The organism is Boseongicola sp. (assembly GCA_014075275.1).
Classification (GTDB): Bacteria; Pseudomonadota; Alphaproteobacteria; order Rhodobacterales; family Rhodobacteraceae.
Map to the genome: position 1 here is coordinate 3,418,966 of CP046179.1, position 15,593 is coordinate 3,434,558.

The 15,593-nt window shown below is 54.4% G+C and carries 14 protein-coding genes; 9 read left to right on the forward strand and 5 right to left on the reverse strand.

Annotation, left to right across the window (positions count from 1 at the left end; translation table 11 throughout):
• Positions 1 to 9: 9 nt before the first annotated feature.
• Both GKR98_17095 and GKR98_17100 read right to left on the reverse strand, forming a co-directional pair.
• Positions 10 to 903, reverse strand: coding sequence for an oxidoreductase (locus tag GKR98_17095; protein ID QMU59742.1), 894 nt, complete (start codon positions 901 to 903; stop codon positions 10 to 12).
• Positions 903 to 2,060 carry an LLM class flavin-dependent oxidoreductase gene (locus GKR98_17100; protein QMU59743.1) on the reverse strand — a complete coding sequence of 386 codons (1,158 nt, stop codon included), beginning with the start codon at positions 2,058 to 2,060 and terminating at the stop codon, positions 903 to 905. Before GKR98_17100 ends, GKR98_17095 begins: the two co-directional genes overlap by 1 nt.
• Before the next feature lie 88 nt (positions 2,061 to 2,148).
• Here GKR98_17100 and GKR98_17105 point away from each other — a divergent pair, with 88 nt between their 5' ends.
• The 5 genes from GKR98_17105 (at position 2,149) to GKR98_17125 (ending at position 7,918) form a co-directional block, all read left to right on the forward strand.
• Positions 2,149 to 2,850: a UTRA domain-containing protein gene (locus tag GKR98_17105; GenBank protein ID QMU59744.1), complete on the forward strand. Its 702-nt coding sequence runs from the start codon at positions 2,149 to 2,151 to the stop codon at positions 2,848 to 2,850.
• Between the two features lie 8 nt (positions 2,851 to 2,858).
• On the forward strand, positions 2,859 to 3,959 hold the full coding sequence (locus GKR98_17110; protein QMU59745.1) for a gfo/Idh/MocA family oxidoreductase: 1,101 nt from the start codon (positions 2,859 to 2,861) through the stop codon (positions 3,957 to 3,959).
• Between the two features lie 90 nt (positions 3,960 to 4,049).
• Positions 4,050 to 5,195 carry a Rieske 2Fe-2S domain-containing protein gene (locus tag GKR98_17115; GenBank protein QMU59746.1) on the forward strand — a complete coding sequence of 382 codons (1,146 nt, stop codon included), beginning with the start codon at positions 4,050 to 4,052 and terminating at the stop codon, positions 5,193 to 5,195.
• Between the two features lie 14 nt (positions 5,196 to 5,209).
• Positions 5,210 to 5,479 carry a hypothetical protein gene (locus tag GKR98_17120; GenBank protein QMU59747.1) on the forward strand — a complete coding sequence of 90 codons (270 nt, stop codon included), beginning with the start codon at positions 5,210 to 5,212 and terminating at the stop codon, positions 5,477 to 5,479.
• A 24-nt stretch (positions 5,480 to 5,503) separates the two neighbouring features.
• Complete coding sequence (locus tag GKR98_17125; GenBank protein ID QMU59748.1) at positions 5,504 to 7,918, forward strand: FAD-dependent oxidoreductase; 2,415 nt, start codon at positions 5,504 to 5,506, stop codon at positions 7,916 to 7,918.
• Between the two features lie 80 nt (positions 7,919 to 7,998).
• On the opposite strand, the gene GKR98_17130 is transcribed toward GKR98_17125, so the two are convergent.
• Both GKR98_17130 and GKR98_17135 read right to left on the reverse strand, forming a co-directional pair.
• Entirely contained in the window at positions 7,999 to 10,605 is a 2,607-nt protein-coding gene (locus tag GKR98_17130) for a HAMP domain-containing protein (GenBank protein QMU59749.1), read from the reverse strand.
• A gap of 44 nt (positions 10,606 to 10,649) precedes the next feature.
• Positions 10,650 to 11,222, reverse strand: coding sequence for a hypothetical protein (locus tag GKR98_17135; protein ID QMU59750.1), 573 nt, complete (start codon positions 11,220 to 11,222; stop codon positions 10,650 to 10,652).
• Positions 11,223 to 11,467: 245 nt separating this feature from the next.
• On the opposite strand from GKR98_17135, the gene GKR98_17140 reads away from it, so the two are divergent.
• The 3 genes from GKR98_17140 (at position 11,468) to dusA (ending at position 13,712) form a co-directional block, all read left to right on the forward strand.
• Positions 11,468 to 12,253 (forward strand): trehalose utilization protein ThuA, encoded by a 786-nt coding sequence (locus GKR98_17140; GenBank protein QMU59751.1) that lies wholly within the window; start codon positions 11,468 to 11,470, stop codon positions 12,251 to 12,253.
• A gap of 41 nt (positions 12,254 to 12,294) precedes the next feature.
• The gene (locus tag GKR98_17145; GenBank protein QMU59752.1) at positions 12,295 to 12,618 is read left to right on the forward strand and encodes a cupin; all 324 of its coding nucleotides are present in this window, start codon (positions 12,295 to 12,297) and stop codon (positions 12,616 to 12,618) included.
• An 89-nt stretch (positions 12,619 to 12,707) separates the two neighbouring features.
• Entirely contained in the window at positions 12,708 to 13,712 is a 1,005-nt protein-coding gene (gene dusA, locus GKR98_17150) for a tRNA dihydrouridine(20/20a) synthase DusA (GenBank protein ID QMU59753.1), read from the forward strand.
• Between the two features lie 35 nt (positions 13,713 to 13,747).
• Here dusA and GKR98_17155 read toward each other — a convergent pair whose 3' ends face one another.
• Positions 13,748 to 14,479 (reverse strand): methyltransferase domain-containing protein, encoded by a 732-nt coding sequence (locus GKR98_17155; GenBank protein QMU60155.1) that lies wholly within the window; start codon positions 14,477 to 14,479, stop codon positions 13,748 to 13,750.
• Between the two features lie 282 nt (positions 14,480 to 14,761).
• Between GKR98_17155 and GKR98_17160 the strand changes: the two genes are divergently transcribed.
• Positions 14,762 to 15,583, forward strand: a complete 822-nt coding sequence (locus GKR98_17160; GenBank protein QMU59754.1) for a (S)-ureidoglycine aminohydrolase — start codon at positions 14,762 to 14,764, stop codon at positions 15,581 to 15,583.
• Positions 15,584 to 15,593 lie beyond the last annotated feature (10 nt).

Consider the following 15,593-nt stretch of genomic DNA (forward strand, 5'->3'; position numbering starts at 1 on the left):
TCCGGCATCTTATGGAACCTCGTGGCCAATTGCGGCTGTGTAAAGCTCGAACCACGTTTCGCGGTCCATTTTTACTTTCAGCGCATCTGAAAGTGCCTTGATCCGGTCGAGGTTGTTGGTGCCCATTACAGGCATGATGCCCGAAGGGTGTGCCAGCAGCCAAGCGACGGCCACTGCGGCCTCATCCACATGATTTTGCATGGCAATCTTTGAAATCGTCGTGCGCAATTCGCCTTCGCTGCCTGCCGAAACAAGTGCGCCGCCGCCAAGTGGGGACCATGCCATGGGTGCGATGGCGTTTTCCTGAAGGAAGGCGATGTCGCCGTTGGTAAAGGCTTCGTTGCAGGACAGGCTAAGCTCGATCTGGTTGACGACAAGGTCGTTTTCCATGGCCGACTGTAGCAGCGAAAAATCCCAAGGACGGAAATTTGAAACGCCGACCGAAAGGACTTTGCCGCTGGCGACCAGAGCGTCCAGTGCCGGGCCTGTTTCAAGATGATCCATGAATGGATCCTGCCGGTGGATCAGGAGCAGGTCGATTTTTTCCAGATTCATCAGCTTCAGCGAACGATCGACAGAGGCGGTGATATGTTCAGCCGAGGTGTCGTAGTGCTTAACCTTCGCGTTTGGATAAGCGTCCGAGGGCACGACAATGTCGGTTTTGGTGACAACCTCGATCTTGCTGGCCAGATCTGTGCCTTTCAGCGCGGCGCCGAACAGTTCTTCCGACGCGTAAAGGCCGTAGACGTCGGCCTGATCCATGGTCGTGATGCCCTGATCCAAGCACGCCTCAATCTTGGCGCGGATGTGCTCGGGTGATGTATCGGCAGCTTCGTCCAGACGCCACATGCCATAGACAATGCGGCTGAAACTGAGGTCGGGCGTGAGGTCAACGCGATCCATTATACGCGCTCTCCTGCGCCGAGAGGGGTGGCTGGTGTTTCTGCAGGAACACGGCCGTATTCGTGCGGAAGCGAGCAGGTTTTCAACTCGGGCAAAACGCGCTGGCCGAAGCTGATGCATTCGTCGATGTGCGGATAGCCGGAGAAGATGAAGGCGCGGATGCCCATCTTTTTATACTCTTCGATTTGCGTGAGAACCTGATCAGTAGATCCGACAAGGGCGGCGCCGCAGCCGGAGCGTGCACGACCAACGCCTGTCCAGAGGTTGGGTTCGATATATCCAAATTTATCTGCCAGCTCGCGCGCTTTGGCCTGATGGGCCACGCCTAGCGAGATAGAGTCGTGCGCGCGGTCGCGAATGAGTTGGCCGTATTCATCGTCCAGCTTGCTAACGAGGTGTTCGGCATATTCTTTCGCTTCGGCCTCGGTATCACGGACAATCATGTGAACGCGAAGGCCATAATCAAGCGTACGGTTGTATTTCTCGGCGACTGCGTGGGCGTCTTTCATGCGCTGCGCGAGGTTCTCTTTCGGCTCGGGCCACATGAGGTAGACGTCGCAGTGCTGGCCGCAAAGATCCAACGCCGCTGGGGAGTAGCCCCCGAAATACATCAGCGGACCACCATTCTGCTGATAGGGAGCAGCGGGTCCGGTAGGGACGTTTTCGAAGTTATAGACTTCGCCCTGATAGTTGATTGTGTCCTGGGTCCACGCCTGACGGAGGATTTCGACCACCTCGCGAGAGCGCTGGTAGCGGTAGGCTGATGGGGCAACTTCGCCGGGGAAATCCGACGAGATGATGTTGATGACCAAACGGCCTTTTAGCATGTGATCCAGCGTCGCCAACGTGCGGGCCAACATGATTGGCTGCATCTCACCACAGCGAACGGCGGCCAACATGTTGATGTTCTCGGTCAGCGGCGCGCAGCCTGCAACAAAGCTGAGGGTATCTTGCCCAACCTGATAAGAGGAGGGACACAAAATATTACGAAAACCTTGCTTTTCGGCTTCCAACAGGATGTCGCGGCAATGCTCCCAACTGGACCGCAGCGCACCGTCCGGCACACCGAGATACTGGTAATCATCTGAACATAAAGCGGAAAACCAACTGACTTCAGCCGCATCCAGGTCGGCTGAGGTCACGGGAACAATGGTCATGCGAATCTTCTCCGGGGCGTATTTTTCACTTGCGTAGCACTCGCAATGATATAGATCAATAGTGTATCAATTTTCGGACCGCCTCAAAGTGACCGACTCGTCCGCGCTGCCAAAATACGTTCAGACCGCCGAATTGCTGATCCGCGAGATCGCTGCCGGGCGCATCGCTGACGGTGCGCGGCTGGCACCCGAACGGGATATGGCGACGGACATGGGTATTTCGGTTGGCACGTTACGAAAGGCGCTGAACGATCTGACTGAACGGGGAATGCTGGAACGCATCCAGGGGTCTGGCAACTATGTTCGGCACAGGGCCGATGCGGCTGGCGTCTATGCGTTCTTTCGGCTGGAGCATGTTGAAGGCGGCGGGTTGCCGACGGCCCAGTTTCTGGATGTGCGACGGATGAAGAAGCCTGCTGATCTGCCATCGTTTGGCAGCTCGGGCGAGGGGCATCGCATTCGAAGGTTGCGGCATCTTTCCGACGCGCCTGCTGCTTTGGAAGAGATTTGGCTGGATGGTGCCTGGGTGCAGGACATTGATCAGGCCGAAATATTGGAGTCCCTTTACCTTTATTACCGCACGCGGCTGAACCTTTGGATCACGCGCGCGGAAGACCGGGTTGGGATTGCCGAAGTGCCGGATTGGACGGTGCAAGAATTTGGGCTGGACGCTGGTGCCCCTTGTGGGTTTATCGAGCGCTGGGGAAGAACGGACACGGGCGAGGTGGCGGAGTATTCGCGCACCTGGTTCGATCAGAATGTAGCGCGCTATGTCGCGCGGATGAGGTAACGGGAACGATGACGAAGACGGTGAACTATGGCGTGATTGGCTGTGGAATGATGGGGCAGGAGCACTTGCGCAATATCGCGTTGTTGCCGGATGCACGGGTAGCAGCGATTTACGAGCCGGACCGGATACAGGCGGATGCAGCAAAGGCGATCGCGCCGAATGCAAAGTTGGTAGACTCGGTTGATGCGCTGTTGAATATCGACGATCTGGACTGTTTGTTGATCGTTTCGCCGAACCATTTGCATGTTGCTCAGTTCGAAGAGATTGCAGCGCGTCGACCTTTGCCGCTGTTGATCGAAAAGCCGCTTTATACTGACCCGGATCACGGCGCGCGGATTGACGCGCTGATTAAGAGCTATCCGGCACCGGTTTGGGTGGCGATGGAATATCGGTATATGCCTCCGATCCAGACGTTTGCTGATCAAGTGCCGGCGGCAACGGGTGGTCCGACGATGCTGACGATCCGCGAGCATCGGTTTCCGTTTCTGCCTAAAGTGGGCGATTGGAACCGGTTCAATCGGTATACGGGCGGCACCTTGGTTGAGAAGTGCTGCCATTTCTTTGATTTGATGCGGTTTATTCTGAAGTCCGAGCCGGTGCGGATCGTTGCTTCGGCGGGACAGGACGTGAACCATCTGGACGAGGATTACGGTGGCGAGACGCCGGATATCTGGGACGGAGCCTATGTGATCGTTGATTTCGCCAGCGGGTCACGGGCGATGTTAGAGCTTTGCATGTATGCTGAAGGCTCGCGGTATCAGGAAGAGATTTCGGCAGTGGGGCCGGGCGGAAAAATCGAGGCCTTTGTTCCGGGACCGGGACGGTTTTGGCCGACGCATCTGGGCGAGGCACCGGTGCCGCAGGTCATCGTTTCGCCGCGCAATCCTAAGGGGCCGCAAGTGGTTGAAATTCCTGTGGATCCAACGATTTTGGATGCGGGGGACCATAACGGATCAACGTTCTATCAACACGCGCGGTTCTTGGAATTGGTGCGCGGTGGCGGATCACCGGAGGTCAGCTTGATGGATGGTGCCCGCGCCGTTGCCATGGGTCTGGCGGCGCAAGAGGCGGCGCGCACCGGGAACGCGATAAAACTGGATTTGCGATAGTTTGTTCGCGACACGGGCATGTCGCACAGTGGCGCGATGGACTTATTGAGCGGGCGCAGATTTTTCCTGAATGTTTCAGGAGGAGCGGTCATGGCCCAACACGATCTTTCCGCGGTTTTTCAACCCGTTGATATAGCAAACGGGTTGCCGAACGCGCATTACACGTCAAGCGAGATGTACGAAGCCGAAAAGGGGCCGATTTGGTTTTCGACCTGGGCAGGTATTGGTGTGGTGGCCGATGTCCCTGAAGCAGGGGATGCGCGCCCGATTGATTTTTTGGGCGTGCCTTTGTTCATGCTGCGTGGCCGCGACGGCGAGGTGCGGGTTTTTCAGAACATTTGTCGCCACCGCGGCATGATCCTGGTGAAAGAGCCTCGTAAAATCGAGGGGGCAATACGCTGCCCGTATCACTCGTGGTGCTATAACCACAAAGGTGGGTTGATTGCGACGCCCCATGTTGGTGGACCGGGGCAAAACTCGCATCCCGATATCAAGCGCGAAGAATTGGGCCTGATCGAAGTGCGTTCTCGCATATGGATGGGGGTTGTCTTCGTCAATCTTTCTGGCGACGCGCCTGAATTTGAGGACGTGCACGGCGAATTGATGCAGCGCTGGTCCGAGTTCGACAAGCCGTTGTTCCATGGCGGTGAACAGGGATATCTGCAATTGAAATGTCAGACGAATTGGAAGCTGGCGGTCGAGAACTATTGCGAAAGTTATCATTTACCTTGGGTGCATCCGGGATTGAATAGTTACTCAAGACTTGAAGACCACTATGGCATTGAAGTTGAAGGGAAGTTTTCCGGGCAGGGCACAGAAGTTTATCGCCAGATCGAGGATGAGGATGGAACGCGGTTTCCTGATTTTCCTGGATTATCCGAGAAATGGGATGCAGCGGGCGAATATATAACGGTCACTCCAAACGTTATGGTTGGAGTGCAGCGCGATCATGTGTTCGCCATCGTTTTGGAACCTAAAGGCCCAACGCTGACATTGGAGCATGTCCACATTTTTTATTCAGAGCCGGATACGTCGACGAGTTTGCGGGAGAAAAACCTGGAGCAGTGGAGAATAGTTTTTGTTGAGGACATCGATATCGTCGAGGGTTTGCAAGCAGCTCGTGGAGCGGTTGGTTTTGATGGCGGTCGGTTTTCACCTGCCATGGACAGACCAACGCACATGTTTCACCAGTGGGTCGCAGGGCGGCTGACTAAAAAATCAGTGGCTGCAGAGTAATTCAATAATTTCAAATGGGTAACGTCATATCTTCAAGTCGCGAACTGGCCGCTAGCTTTGATGCGAAGCTGAATGATGAAATTTTGGCAGCGCATGAACGAGACGATCGGAATGCGCTTGTGGAATTGTACCGGCAGGCGGCCGATAGAGAGGAATCCCGTGCTGATTTAGATGGGATGTGTTTTTTCCTGACCTACGCATGGATCTTTGCTTTGGAAATGGATCACGATCTTCAAGAAGAATTGTGTGCTCGGTTAAGAGCGCATGGCCGCGTCGACGAGTAACACCAGAATCAGGAAGGCAACGAGATGAAATCACATGCAAGAGTCGTGGTTATCGGTGGAGGCGTTGTTGGCTGTTCGGTTTTGTATCATCTAACGAAGCTGGGTTGGTCGGATGTGATGCTGATCGAACGTTCGGAATTGACGTCAGGCTCGACCTGGCACGCGGCCGGCGGCTTTCATACCCTGAATGGCGACACAAATATGGCGGCTTTGCAGGGGTATACAATACGTCTTTACAAGGAGTTAGAGGAACTGACTGGCATGTCGTGCGGGTTGCACCATGTTGGTGGGGTCACGTTGGCGGAAACTCCTGAGCGGCTGGACATGCTGAAGGCAGAACGGGCGAAGCATCGATATATGGGGCTTCAAACCGAGATCCTGACTCCGAGTGAAATCCGGGATGTCGCGGAATTGGTAAATGTCGATGGCATTTTGGGCGGGCTTTATGACCCGTTGGATGGGCATCTTGATCCGTCAGGCACCACACATGCCTATGCAAAAGCGGCCCGGATGGGGGGCGCGGAGATAGTGACTCAGACCCGAGTTCTGGAAACCAACGCCAGAGCTGACGGTGGTTGGGACGTTGTGACCGAAAATGGCACGGTGGTGGCCGAGCATATTGTAAATGCCGGGGGGCTTTGGGCGCGAGAAGTTGCTGCAATGGCAGGGGTCTATTTGCCGCTGATGCCAATGGCGCACCAGTACCTTGTGACCGAGGATATTCCAGAGATCTATGAGCGCGAAACCGAATTTCCACATGTGATGGATCCAGGAGGGGAAAGCTATCTGCGCCAAGAAGGGCGTGGGTTATGTATTGGATTTTATGAACAAAATTGCGAACCCTGGTCGGTGAATGGAACGCCCTGGGACTTTGGGCACGAGCTATTAAATGATGACGTTTCGAAGATCGAAGACAGCGTCGAGTTTGCCTATCGCCGTTTCCCGGTTTTGGAGCGCGCGGGCGTGAAGCGCATTATCCATGGACCATTTACCTTTGCGCCTGATGGCAACCCATTGGTTGGCCCTGTGCCCGGTCTTCGCAACTATTGGTCCGCCTGCGCCGTTATGGCCGGATTTAGTCAAGGTGGTGGTGTTGGTCTCAGTTTGGCGCAATGGATGATCGAAGGTGAAACCGAACGCGACCCACGTGCCATGGACGTGGCCCGCTTTGGGCGATGGACGACGCCGGGATATACGCTTCCGAAGGTGATCGAAAATTACCAGCGACGGTTTTCCGTCACATATCCAAATGAAGAATTGCCAGCTGCGCGCGGCCTTCGCCGAACTCCTATGTATGATGTTTGGGACCAGATGGGTGCAGTATTTGGTGCCCAGTATGGTCTTGAGGTGGTGAACTATTTTGCGCTTGCCGGTGAGCCGCGGTTTGAAACGCCGAGTTTTCGGCGGTCAAACGCCTTTGAGGCAACGCGCCAGGAGGTTTTTGCGGTTCGCGAGAACGTTGGAATCAATGAAGTTCATAACTTTGGGAAGTTTTTGGTTGCCGGTAAAAGGGCCCGCGATTGGTTGAACCGGGTTATGGCCGGTCGCATCCCCAAGCCCGGTCGTTTGTCTTTGACGCCTATGTTGTCCCCGAAGGGCCGATTGCTTGGTGATTTCACTGTGTCTTGTCTGGATGAGGAACGTTTTCAGCTGACCGCCAGCTACGGGAGCCAGGATGACCATTTGCGTTGGTTCGAGGCGCATTGCGACGACGGAGTTTCTGTTCAGAACATTTCTGATCAAAGGACCGGCTTTCAGATTGCCGGTCCTTCTGCGCGGAAAGTGCTTGCAAAGGTTGCGGACGCAGATGTCTCAAACGAGGCGTTTCGGTTTCTTGATGTGCGACAGATGACGGTTGGGATGGTGTCATGCATCGTTCAAAGGGTTAGTTACACAGGCGACCTTGGGTATGAAATTTTCTGTGACCCCATAGATCAGCGGCACCTTTGGGACGTTCTCTGGGATGCAGGACAAGAGTTTGAAATGCGACCGTTTGGAATGCGGGCAATGATGTCGCTCAGATTGGATCGTTTCTTTGGTTCGTGGCAACGCGAATTTTCACCGGATTATACGGCGGCCGAAACTGGGTTGGACCGTTTCATCTCGTTCAAAAAATCGGACAACTTTATTGGTCGTGAGCCAGCTTTGACGGAAAGACAATCGCCACCCGATCGAAAGCTGGTGGCGTTCAAAGTCGATGCCGACGACAGTGATGTTTTTGGTTATGAGCCAATCTGGATTGGTGACGAGGTCGTTGGATTCTGCACTTCGGGTGGGTATTCGCATTGGACAAAAACATCGATTGCGTTTGGCTTCTTGCCGGTTGATCTGGCCGAGATTGCGGAAGGTGCTGAAATTGAGATTCTGGGCGAGAGACGCGCCGCAACCGTTTTGCACGCGCCGCTGTTTGACCCGGATGGTGATCGACTTCGACAATAATTTGAATCGCTGGGCTGCGAGATTGTCTGTTATAAGATGCTGATAATAAGTATTTTCGTAAGATCAGCATGGCGAAATCTCTAGAAATCTTCCCAATCGTCTTCTGCGGCATCATGTGCCAGATTGCCTGAAGCGGTTCCAACAAGTGGCTGTGCTGTGGGTATTCCTGGACGGGTTTCGTGATTTACGCGGATATCGGACAATTGCGAAGATGAGGGGGTTGGGGGCTGTTTCTTGAGAGTATGTAGCGGTGCAGCATGTCTGCCTTTTTGCGTAGGCGCGCGCTTGCTGGTCGTGAACTGGCCAGTTGCACTAACCAGGGCGTTGGCTTCGGACGTTAAAGTGACGGTCGCGGCGGTCGTTTCTTCGAACATTGCCACGTTTTGCTGAGTTACTTGATCAAGTTGGTTAATCGAGGCGTTGATTTCGTCAAGTCCGATGGATTGTTCGCGGGCAGAGGACGCAATGCCGGTCACATGCTCGGCAATGTTTCCAACGGAGTCGACAATCTCGGCCAGCGCGTCACCGGCTTTATCAACCAGCGAGACGCCGCGTTTTACGTGGTTTCCGGACGTTGAGATCAGGGTGTTGATCTCGCGGGCCGCTTCAGAGGAGCGTTGTGCCAGAGCCCGCACTTCTGACGCCACCACGGCAAACCCACGGCCAGCGTCGCCTGCGCGGGCAGCCTCGACCCCGGCATTCAGTGCCAAAAGGTTAGTTTGGAAGGCAATGTCGTCGATGACGCTAATGATCCGGGAAATCTGATCCGACGAAGTTGCAATTTCTCCCATCGCTTCAACGGCTTCACGCATTACGCTGCCAGAGGATTCGGCGTTGGATCGCGCGACGCTGACAACTTCGCTGGCTTGGTTTGCGCCATCGGCGGCAGAGGAAACCGACGCGTTCAATTGGGTCAACGCGGCCGCGAACTCTTTCAGGGTCGTGGCCTGTCGTTCGGTCCGCTGGGACAAGTCCTTTGCAGCAGAAGAAATGTTGCCGGATTCACCGAGGATCGAGGCGGAGTTGATCAGTACGGTGCCGAGGGCTGTGTCCAATGCCGCCACAGAGTCATTAAATTGAAGTCGAAGCAGGTCGTATTCGTCCGAAAAAGGTGTATCAATTCTCGCGGCCAGGTCGCCAGCTGACAATGCGGTCAAACCTTTGCTGAACCCCTCTACCACCCGTTTCTGAGAACTCGCATTTTCCGATCTCTCGATTTCTGTCTGCGCATGCGCGCGCGCTGCTTCTGTTATGTCGCTACCGACCATCACAAAACCGGCTGACTTACCCTCGTTATCCAATGTTGGTGTAAAACTGCCGCTGATTTTGATTTTCAAATCGTCATAGCAGAGATCAAACGTTCCAATGACCGCTTCGCCGCGACTGGCGCGCGCAAAGAATTCGGGCGCATCCTCGGACCTCATGAAGCCGTCGGCTGATGTACTGCCAAGTAATTCATTGGATGAACCCAGCGCTGAATTCAAATTAGAATTTATCCATTTCAGTACTCCCTTGACGTCGAAGTCCGCGCGCATTTGCGTGGAATCCAAGGCATCGATGACGGCTTTGTTGGTGCGGTCTGCCGTAATGTCTTTCCATTCGAGAATGTAGCCGAGGGAGCCGCCCGCATCGTCTTTCACCTGATTGACGACGATCGCAACCGTACTGGCACCAAGTTTGATTTCTTGAGAGAAAGGAAATTGGCCTTTTGCGAGCAGGGTTTTCAGGTCTTCTGGGCGCCGGTGGATGGTATCAATGCCAAGCCCGGCGAGAGAACCCGCCTCAATCTTTGCGACGCCGACACCAAGATCGGCGCCGAACGATTGAACCAATTCTTTAAAGGCATTGTTGAAATTCATGATTTTCAGGTCAGCGTTGGTCATCACCATGCCCGCAGAAGAGGCCTGAAAGCCGCCGCTTTGAAAGAGCGCATTTTTCGTCGTCGCTTCCGCGGCGTGAAGTTTTGAACGCAATTCTTCGAGCTGTCGGGCAAGTTCTCCGATCTCGTCGCGTCGTGTCATGCCGGGTACGTCGAGAGTATATTCGCCCTCGGCCATTTGAACCGTTCTAAGTGTGACAGAACGCAACGGCATGGAAACCAATTGACGAATGACCAGACCGGCTATGAGGAGTGTCGTAATGAACAAACCACCGGTCCAAAAAAGTTGGCTGGTGCGTTCTTTTTCAAGGCGCCTCAAAACAGCCCGGGGAGACCAGTGAAATGCGATGACAGCAATCGCGGGAGATTTTGCGTCCTTAAGAATAGGGGCGGCGACCTGGAAACCATCTGGACCGAGTTCGATCTGGTTGGAACTTAAGGCCAACTCTGCAAGCGATTGGAGGCTTTGGTTTGGTGGGTCGCCAACCTCTGCCATTTTGTTGCCGTCGATTTTGGCGACGAAGGCGCTTTGGATGCGCTCGAGGTTGGCTTCGAGGACCTCGCCCAGCAGTTTTTCAACGTCTTCAGATTTGTTGAACCGGACGGCGCCAACCATCGAGGCCCCTGCCATTTTTGTGACGTCCAGGGCCAGGGTTCGCACCCCGTCCTCGGCCACCGAAATCGCCGATTTCGCGGACATCGAGTACATGGTGCCAGCTACAACGGCAATCGCCCCTGCCAAGATCAAGACACATGTCATGAATATAGAAGAGATCGGATTCCTGCTCTGAATATTCGGCAAACCCATTACACGATGTCCATTTTGATTAAATTTGCGCCGCCATTTGCGGTTTACATCAGCGCATCGGCGTCGACGCCGACAGTGATTGCACCCACAGCCTGTCCCGAACTTGGATCAACCATCGTGAATGAAATCTGACCCTGATAGCGCTGTGTGGATTCGTCCAACTCGATTTCGGACATGTGCACACTGCCGGGCCCGAGCACGAAAGTTTCGGCGTGTTTAGCTTCGTCACCTTGCCAGAAATCGGAAGTCACATCGCTGGCTGCCACGTTCAAACCGCGCGCGTCCATAATGAAGACTTCGGTGATCTGGCCGCCATATGCTTCGACCTGCTGACGCAGAAATTCCGAGGCCGGGTTTTCCAGAACAGGAGATATCGTTGGCGTCACAGCCTGACCAACTTCGGCACGCCAGGTCTGGTCCATGGCATCGATATCAGATTGGACATATCCTGCAGTTTCGGCATTTTGTGCGACGATCGCGTCAACAAGAAGTTGGTTCGTTGACCAGCCCGCAACTTCGGAATTGTAAAAATCTTCCATCGCGTCGGCAATTTCGTTTGCCGTTGCCGGGGCCGCAAGCATTATGGCCGCGGTTGATCCCATCATTAGGCGCTTCATGTCGTTTCCTTTCAATAATCATAGCAGATCCTCTTTGGGTCGATTTAGGGTCCTAACCTTACCGGGCATTTAATCGCTCCCGCCAAATGCATAAAAATTGCTTCAATCCCCCAATAGCGTTGCAGGTAATTGCCGTGGCGCAGGCCCGCCATTGCCGCCGACGGGAGAGCCGCGTAATACCGATATCGTGCGCTGTCCCGTCACGGTCTATCGGCGCTATCGAGTGGTTGAGAAAGGATGCGACAATGCCAATACGCGCAGTGGTTTGGGGCGAAAATGTTCATGAGCGCGAGAACAAGGTTGTTGCCGACCTGTATCCCGATGGCATGCATGCCTGCATCGCACAGGCGCTGAATATGGACGCTGATATCACGGCTACGACGGCGACATTGCAGGAACCCGAACATGGGTTGACTGATGCGCGGCTGGGGGAAACAGACGTTCTGCTGTGGTGGGGACATGCCGCTCATGGAGAGGTTGACGACGCCGTCGTCGAACGTGTTGCGGACCATGTTTATGGTGGCATGGGTCTGATCCTTTTGCATTCGGCGCATTTTGCGAAAATATTTAGGAAGTTAATGGGCGCGCCCTGCAATCTGACCTGGCGCGAAGCCGGAGAGCGCGAGCGGCTTTGGGTGACATCGCGCCAGCATCCGATTGCACTCGGATTGCCGGATCATTTCGAGTTGGAGAACGAAGAAATGTATGGTGAGCCGTTTGGGGTGCCGGAACCTTTGGAAACGGTTTTCATCAGTTGGTTTAAGGGCGGAGAGGTTTTCCGCTCGGGCCTGACGTATCGACGCGGTGCTGGAAACATTTTCTATTTCCGTCCGGGGCACGAGACCTATCCGACCTATTACGATGCCAATGTGCGTCAGGTTCTGACCAACGCGGTGAAATGGGCGCACAATCCCGCCGAGCGGCAGGTGGATGTGCATGAGGCGCCCAATCGAACGGTTGATGAAGCGCTGGAGAAGATTGTTGAGCGTGGGCCCAAGTTGCACACGGATGGGGAAGAGGGGTTCCGCTAGGAACCATAAGCCTTTGAGCGGTGAACCGGAAAAGGACGGCCATGTGCCCTGAAAGCGGATCAGCAATACCGACAGTGTTGATTGATAATGAGCGGGTCCGAGCGACGAAGTGGCGGTTCAAGAAGCGCGGAGACAACACCGGTTGGCACAGGCATGCGTTTGACTATGTGGTTGTTCCTCTTTTTGACGGTACGCTTGAGATCAATCTTGGTGGAGGCCAACATGTGCGGGCGGCCATGCAAAATGGAGTGCCGTATTACCGTGAAATCGGTGTTGAACACGATGTCATCAATGGCAACGATTTCGAATGCGCTTTTGTTGAGATTGAACTTCTTGAACCGAGTGACGGTGTCAGGGAAGATTAGAGTGAAAGCGGCCGAAGGTTGCTCGGACCGGACAGGGAGTTCGCCGAGAATTGTTCGACACCTTTGTTTTGCTTTAGTAGAACGCGCGCATGGTCAATCATCTTCATATTGAGCAAGCTGCGCGCCTGTCTGTCGCCCCGATGATGGATTGGACGGATCGGCATTGTCGGTATTTTCATCGTGTCCTGAGCAAGCAGACGCGTCTTTATACAGAGATGGTCACGGCACCGGCACTTGTTCGCGGTGGGGCACGGCATTTGTTGCGGTTTGACCCGGCTGAACACCCGGTTGCTTTGCAGTTGGGCGGATCGGATCCGAAAGAGTTGGCGGAAGCGGCGAAGATGGGGGCTGCGGAAGGGTATGACGAGATAAATTTGAACGTGGGGTGCCCATCGGATCGCGTTCAATCGGGGGTCTTTGGGGCCGTTTTGATGAAGACATCTGATGTCGTTTCCCGTTGCGTTGAGGCTATGGCAGAAGCGGTCGATGTGCCGGTTACGGTCAAATGCCGCATCGGTGTTGATGATCAGGTTCCCGAAGTGGTATTGCCGGATTTCTTGCGCAAGATGGAAAGTGCAGGTGTGACGCGGGTTGCAATTCATGCGCGTAAAGCCTGGCTGGATGGGCTTAGTCCAAAGGAAAACCGTGATATTCCGCCGTTAGACTATCCCCTTGTTTTGGAAATGAAGAACCTTTTCCCGAACTTGCATGTTTCGATCAACGGAGGCATCCAGTCATTGGATGATGTGGCGCTGCAATTGGGCAATGGGCTGGATGGGGTGATGATTGGGCGCGCAGCGTATCAAGTGCCTTGGCAAGTGCTTGGCCAGGCTGACTGTCGGATTTTTGGAACTACGGACAATTGCACTGGTCCGCATGATGCGGTGATTGCAATGCTGCCCTATATCGAAAAGCATTTGGCTGAACGCGGACGATTGCATCAGATCACGCGTCATATGCTTGGGTTGTTCTCTGGGCGGCCCGGCGCGCGGGCCTGGAGACGTTTACTGTCCGAGGGAGCGTCGAAGGATGGGGCAGGAGTGGGTTTGGTCGAACGGGCCATGGGGCAGGTGCCGCGCGAGGCAGCAGCTTAGAAAGAATGTCTTAATAGTACTGTTGGACAGTCGGTTTAGACTGAAGTGACCAGTCTATATCCGCAATCGCGTTCTTCCAGGCTCATTAGGCTTCCGTATTTTCGGTCCCACTCGCCGCTTTCCAGATCGTTGGACAATCGTTTCATTGCCGGGCTTACATCACCGATTGCCCAGAATGATGACATGGCGGCGCGGACCTTTGGGTCAAGGTAGGCTGCGGGGCGGCGCCAATAGGCACTGAGGAAACCGTCCTGGCAGTCTGCGGGAACCGGAACGGTCGTGACTTGGGCCTGACCGAGCCATTCGGCGAATTTTGGCAGGGCTGGCATGTGATCATCGTCAACTGCGGTGAGTTCCGGCACATAATCCAAGAGCCAAAAATCGCGAAACGTGGGGTCGTAGGTCAAAAGGACCAGTGGCCCACGCGCGACGCGACGCATTTCGCGCAAACCGCCGGGCTGATCGCTCCAATGATGGATGGTCAGCACCGCCATTGCGGCATCGAACGAGTTGTCGTCAAAGGGCAAGTTCTCTGCGCTGCCTTGGATCACTTGACCCGCGTCTTCGCGGCGCTGGGCTATCATTTCGGCGGAAGGTTCAACCGCTGTTACATCTCGGTCGGCGGGTTCATAGGAGCCTGTGCCGGCGCCAACATTCAAAATGGTTTGGGCGTCGCCGAGGGCTTCATTGATAACACGTGCAATACGCGGATCCGGCATTCGCAGGTTCGCGTAATTCAATCCGATGGTGTCATAATGGGCGCTCATGCGGATGGATAACATGAAGGTAAACATGAATGGAACTGTCAGGCATCGTTGAACGACCGTCAGGATTCATGCGATTGCAATACGCTGCCATGAGTGCGCAGGCAATATATTCTGCTTGTTATGCCTCTGAAAGATATGAGTTATCTATGAAGGTGGTTTGACCGCGCTGATGTGTCGGATTTTCAAATCTTGCAGGAAGGTGTTGTCCAAGGACTGTGGGTGGCGAGTGTTTGGCTGGGCGATCATATTGGGTGGGAACGAGTTTCGAATGAAAGTCTGTGAATGTCCCGGACATACTATGCGCCCGATGGCGGGCACCCTGATCAGTCACAATTGTTGACCGACCGCGCTGTTTTTACAGATGCTTATGCGGTCATTCCCAAAGGCACGATGCGCGATATCGTGACGAGTCAGTTGCCGTTTTGGGAAAAGACACGACTATGGGTATTGTCGCGGCCATTGAGTGGATTTGCAGAGACATTCTCGCAATACATTATGGAAGTATCTGCAGGAGGTGGATCTGAGCGGCCTGAGATCGACCCCGAGGCGGAAGCCGCCTTGTTTGTGGTCGATGGACAGGCGACTTTGACCGTGGATGGGCAAAGTCACATTCTGGAAGTGGGCGGGTTTGCATTTTTGCCACCGGGCAAAGCCTGGATGCTGAAAAATGACAGCGATCAGACGCTGCGGTTTCATTGGATCCGGAAGAAATATCAGCATGTTGAGGGGCTATCCCTGCCGGATGTGTTGATACTAAATGAAAATGACATTGCGCCGACAGAGATGCCCGGAACGGACGGGAAATGGGCGACGACACGGTTCTTTGATGTGACCGACATGCGGTATGACATGCATGTTACGGTCGTTTCGTTCGATCCTGGTGCGGTCATTCCATTTGCCGAAACCCATGTGATGGAACACGGGCTTTATGTTTTAGAAGGCAAGGCGGTGTACCGGCTTAATCAGGATTGGGTTGAGGTTGAAGCGGGCGACTATATGTGGCTGCGCGCGTTTTGCCCGCAAGCGTGTTATGCTGGCGGGCCCGGGAAGTTTCGGTATCTGCTCTACAAAGACGTTAACCGACACATGGCGTTGACCATCTGAGGTTTGGAGA

What these genes read in the sequence shown, in the direction of transcription:
- GKR98_17095 (QMU59742.1), bottom strand. Translation starts at nt 903, where the DNA reads ATGGATCGCGTTGACCTCACGCCCGACCTCAGTTTCAGCCGCATTGTC.
- GKR98_17100 (QMU59743.1), bottom strand. Translation starts at nt 2,060, where the DNA reads ATGACCATTGTTCCCGTGACCTCAGCCGACCTGGATGCGGCTGAAGTC.
- GKR98_17110 (QMU59745.1), top strand. Translation starts at nt 2,859, where the DNA reads ATGACGAAGACGGTGAACTATGGCGTGATTGGCTGTGGAATGATGGGG.
- GKR98_17115 (QMU59746.1), top strand. Translation starts at nt 4,050, where the DNA reads ATGGCCCAACACGATCTTTCCGCGGTTTTTCAACCCGTTGATATAGCA.
- GKR98_17120 (QMU59747.1), top strand. Translation starts at nt 5,210, where the DNA reads ATGGGTAACGTCATATCTTCAAGTCGCGAACTGGCCGCTAGCTTTGAT.
- GKR98_17125 (QMU59748.1), top strand. Translation starts at nt 5,504, where the DNA reads ATGAAATCACATGCAAGAGTCGTGGTTATCGGTGGAGGCGTTGTTGGC.
- GKR98_17130 (QMU59749.1), bottom strand. Translation starts at nt 10,605, where the DNA reads ATGGGTTTGCCGAATATTCAGAGCAGGAATCCGATCTCTTCTATATTC.
- GKR98_17135 (QMU59750.1), bottom strand. Translation starts at nt 11,222, where the DNA reads ATGAAGCGCCTAATGATGGGATCAACCGCGGCCATAATGCTTGCGGCC.
- GKR98_17140 (QMU59751.1), top strand. Translation starts at nt 11,468, where the DNA reads ATGCCAATACGCGCAGTGGTTTGGGGCGAAAATGTTCATGAGCGCGAG.
- GKR98_17145 (QMU59752.1), top strand. Translation starts at nt 12,295, where the DNA reads ATGTGCCCTGAAAGCGGATCAGCAATACCGACAGTGTTGATTGATAAT.
- dusA (QMU59753.1), top strand. Translation starts at nt 12,708, where the DNA reads ATGGTCAATCATCTTCATATTGAGCAAGCTGCGCGCCTGTCTGTCGCC.
- GKR98_17155 (QMU60155.1), bottom strand. Translation starts at nt 14,479, where the DNA reads ATGAGCGCCCATTATGACACCATCGGATTGAATTACGCGAACCTGCGA.
- GKR98_17160 (QMU59754.1), top strand. Translation starts at nt 14,762, where the DNA reads ATGTCCCGGACATACTATGCGCCCGATGGCGGGCACCCTGATCAGTCA.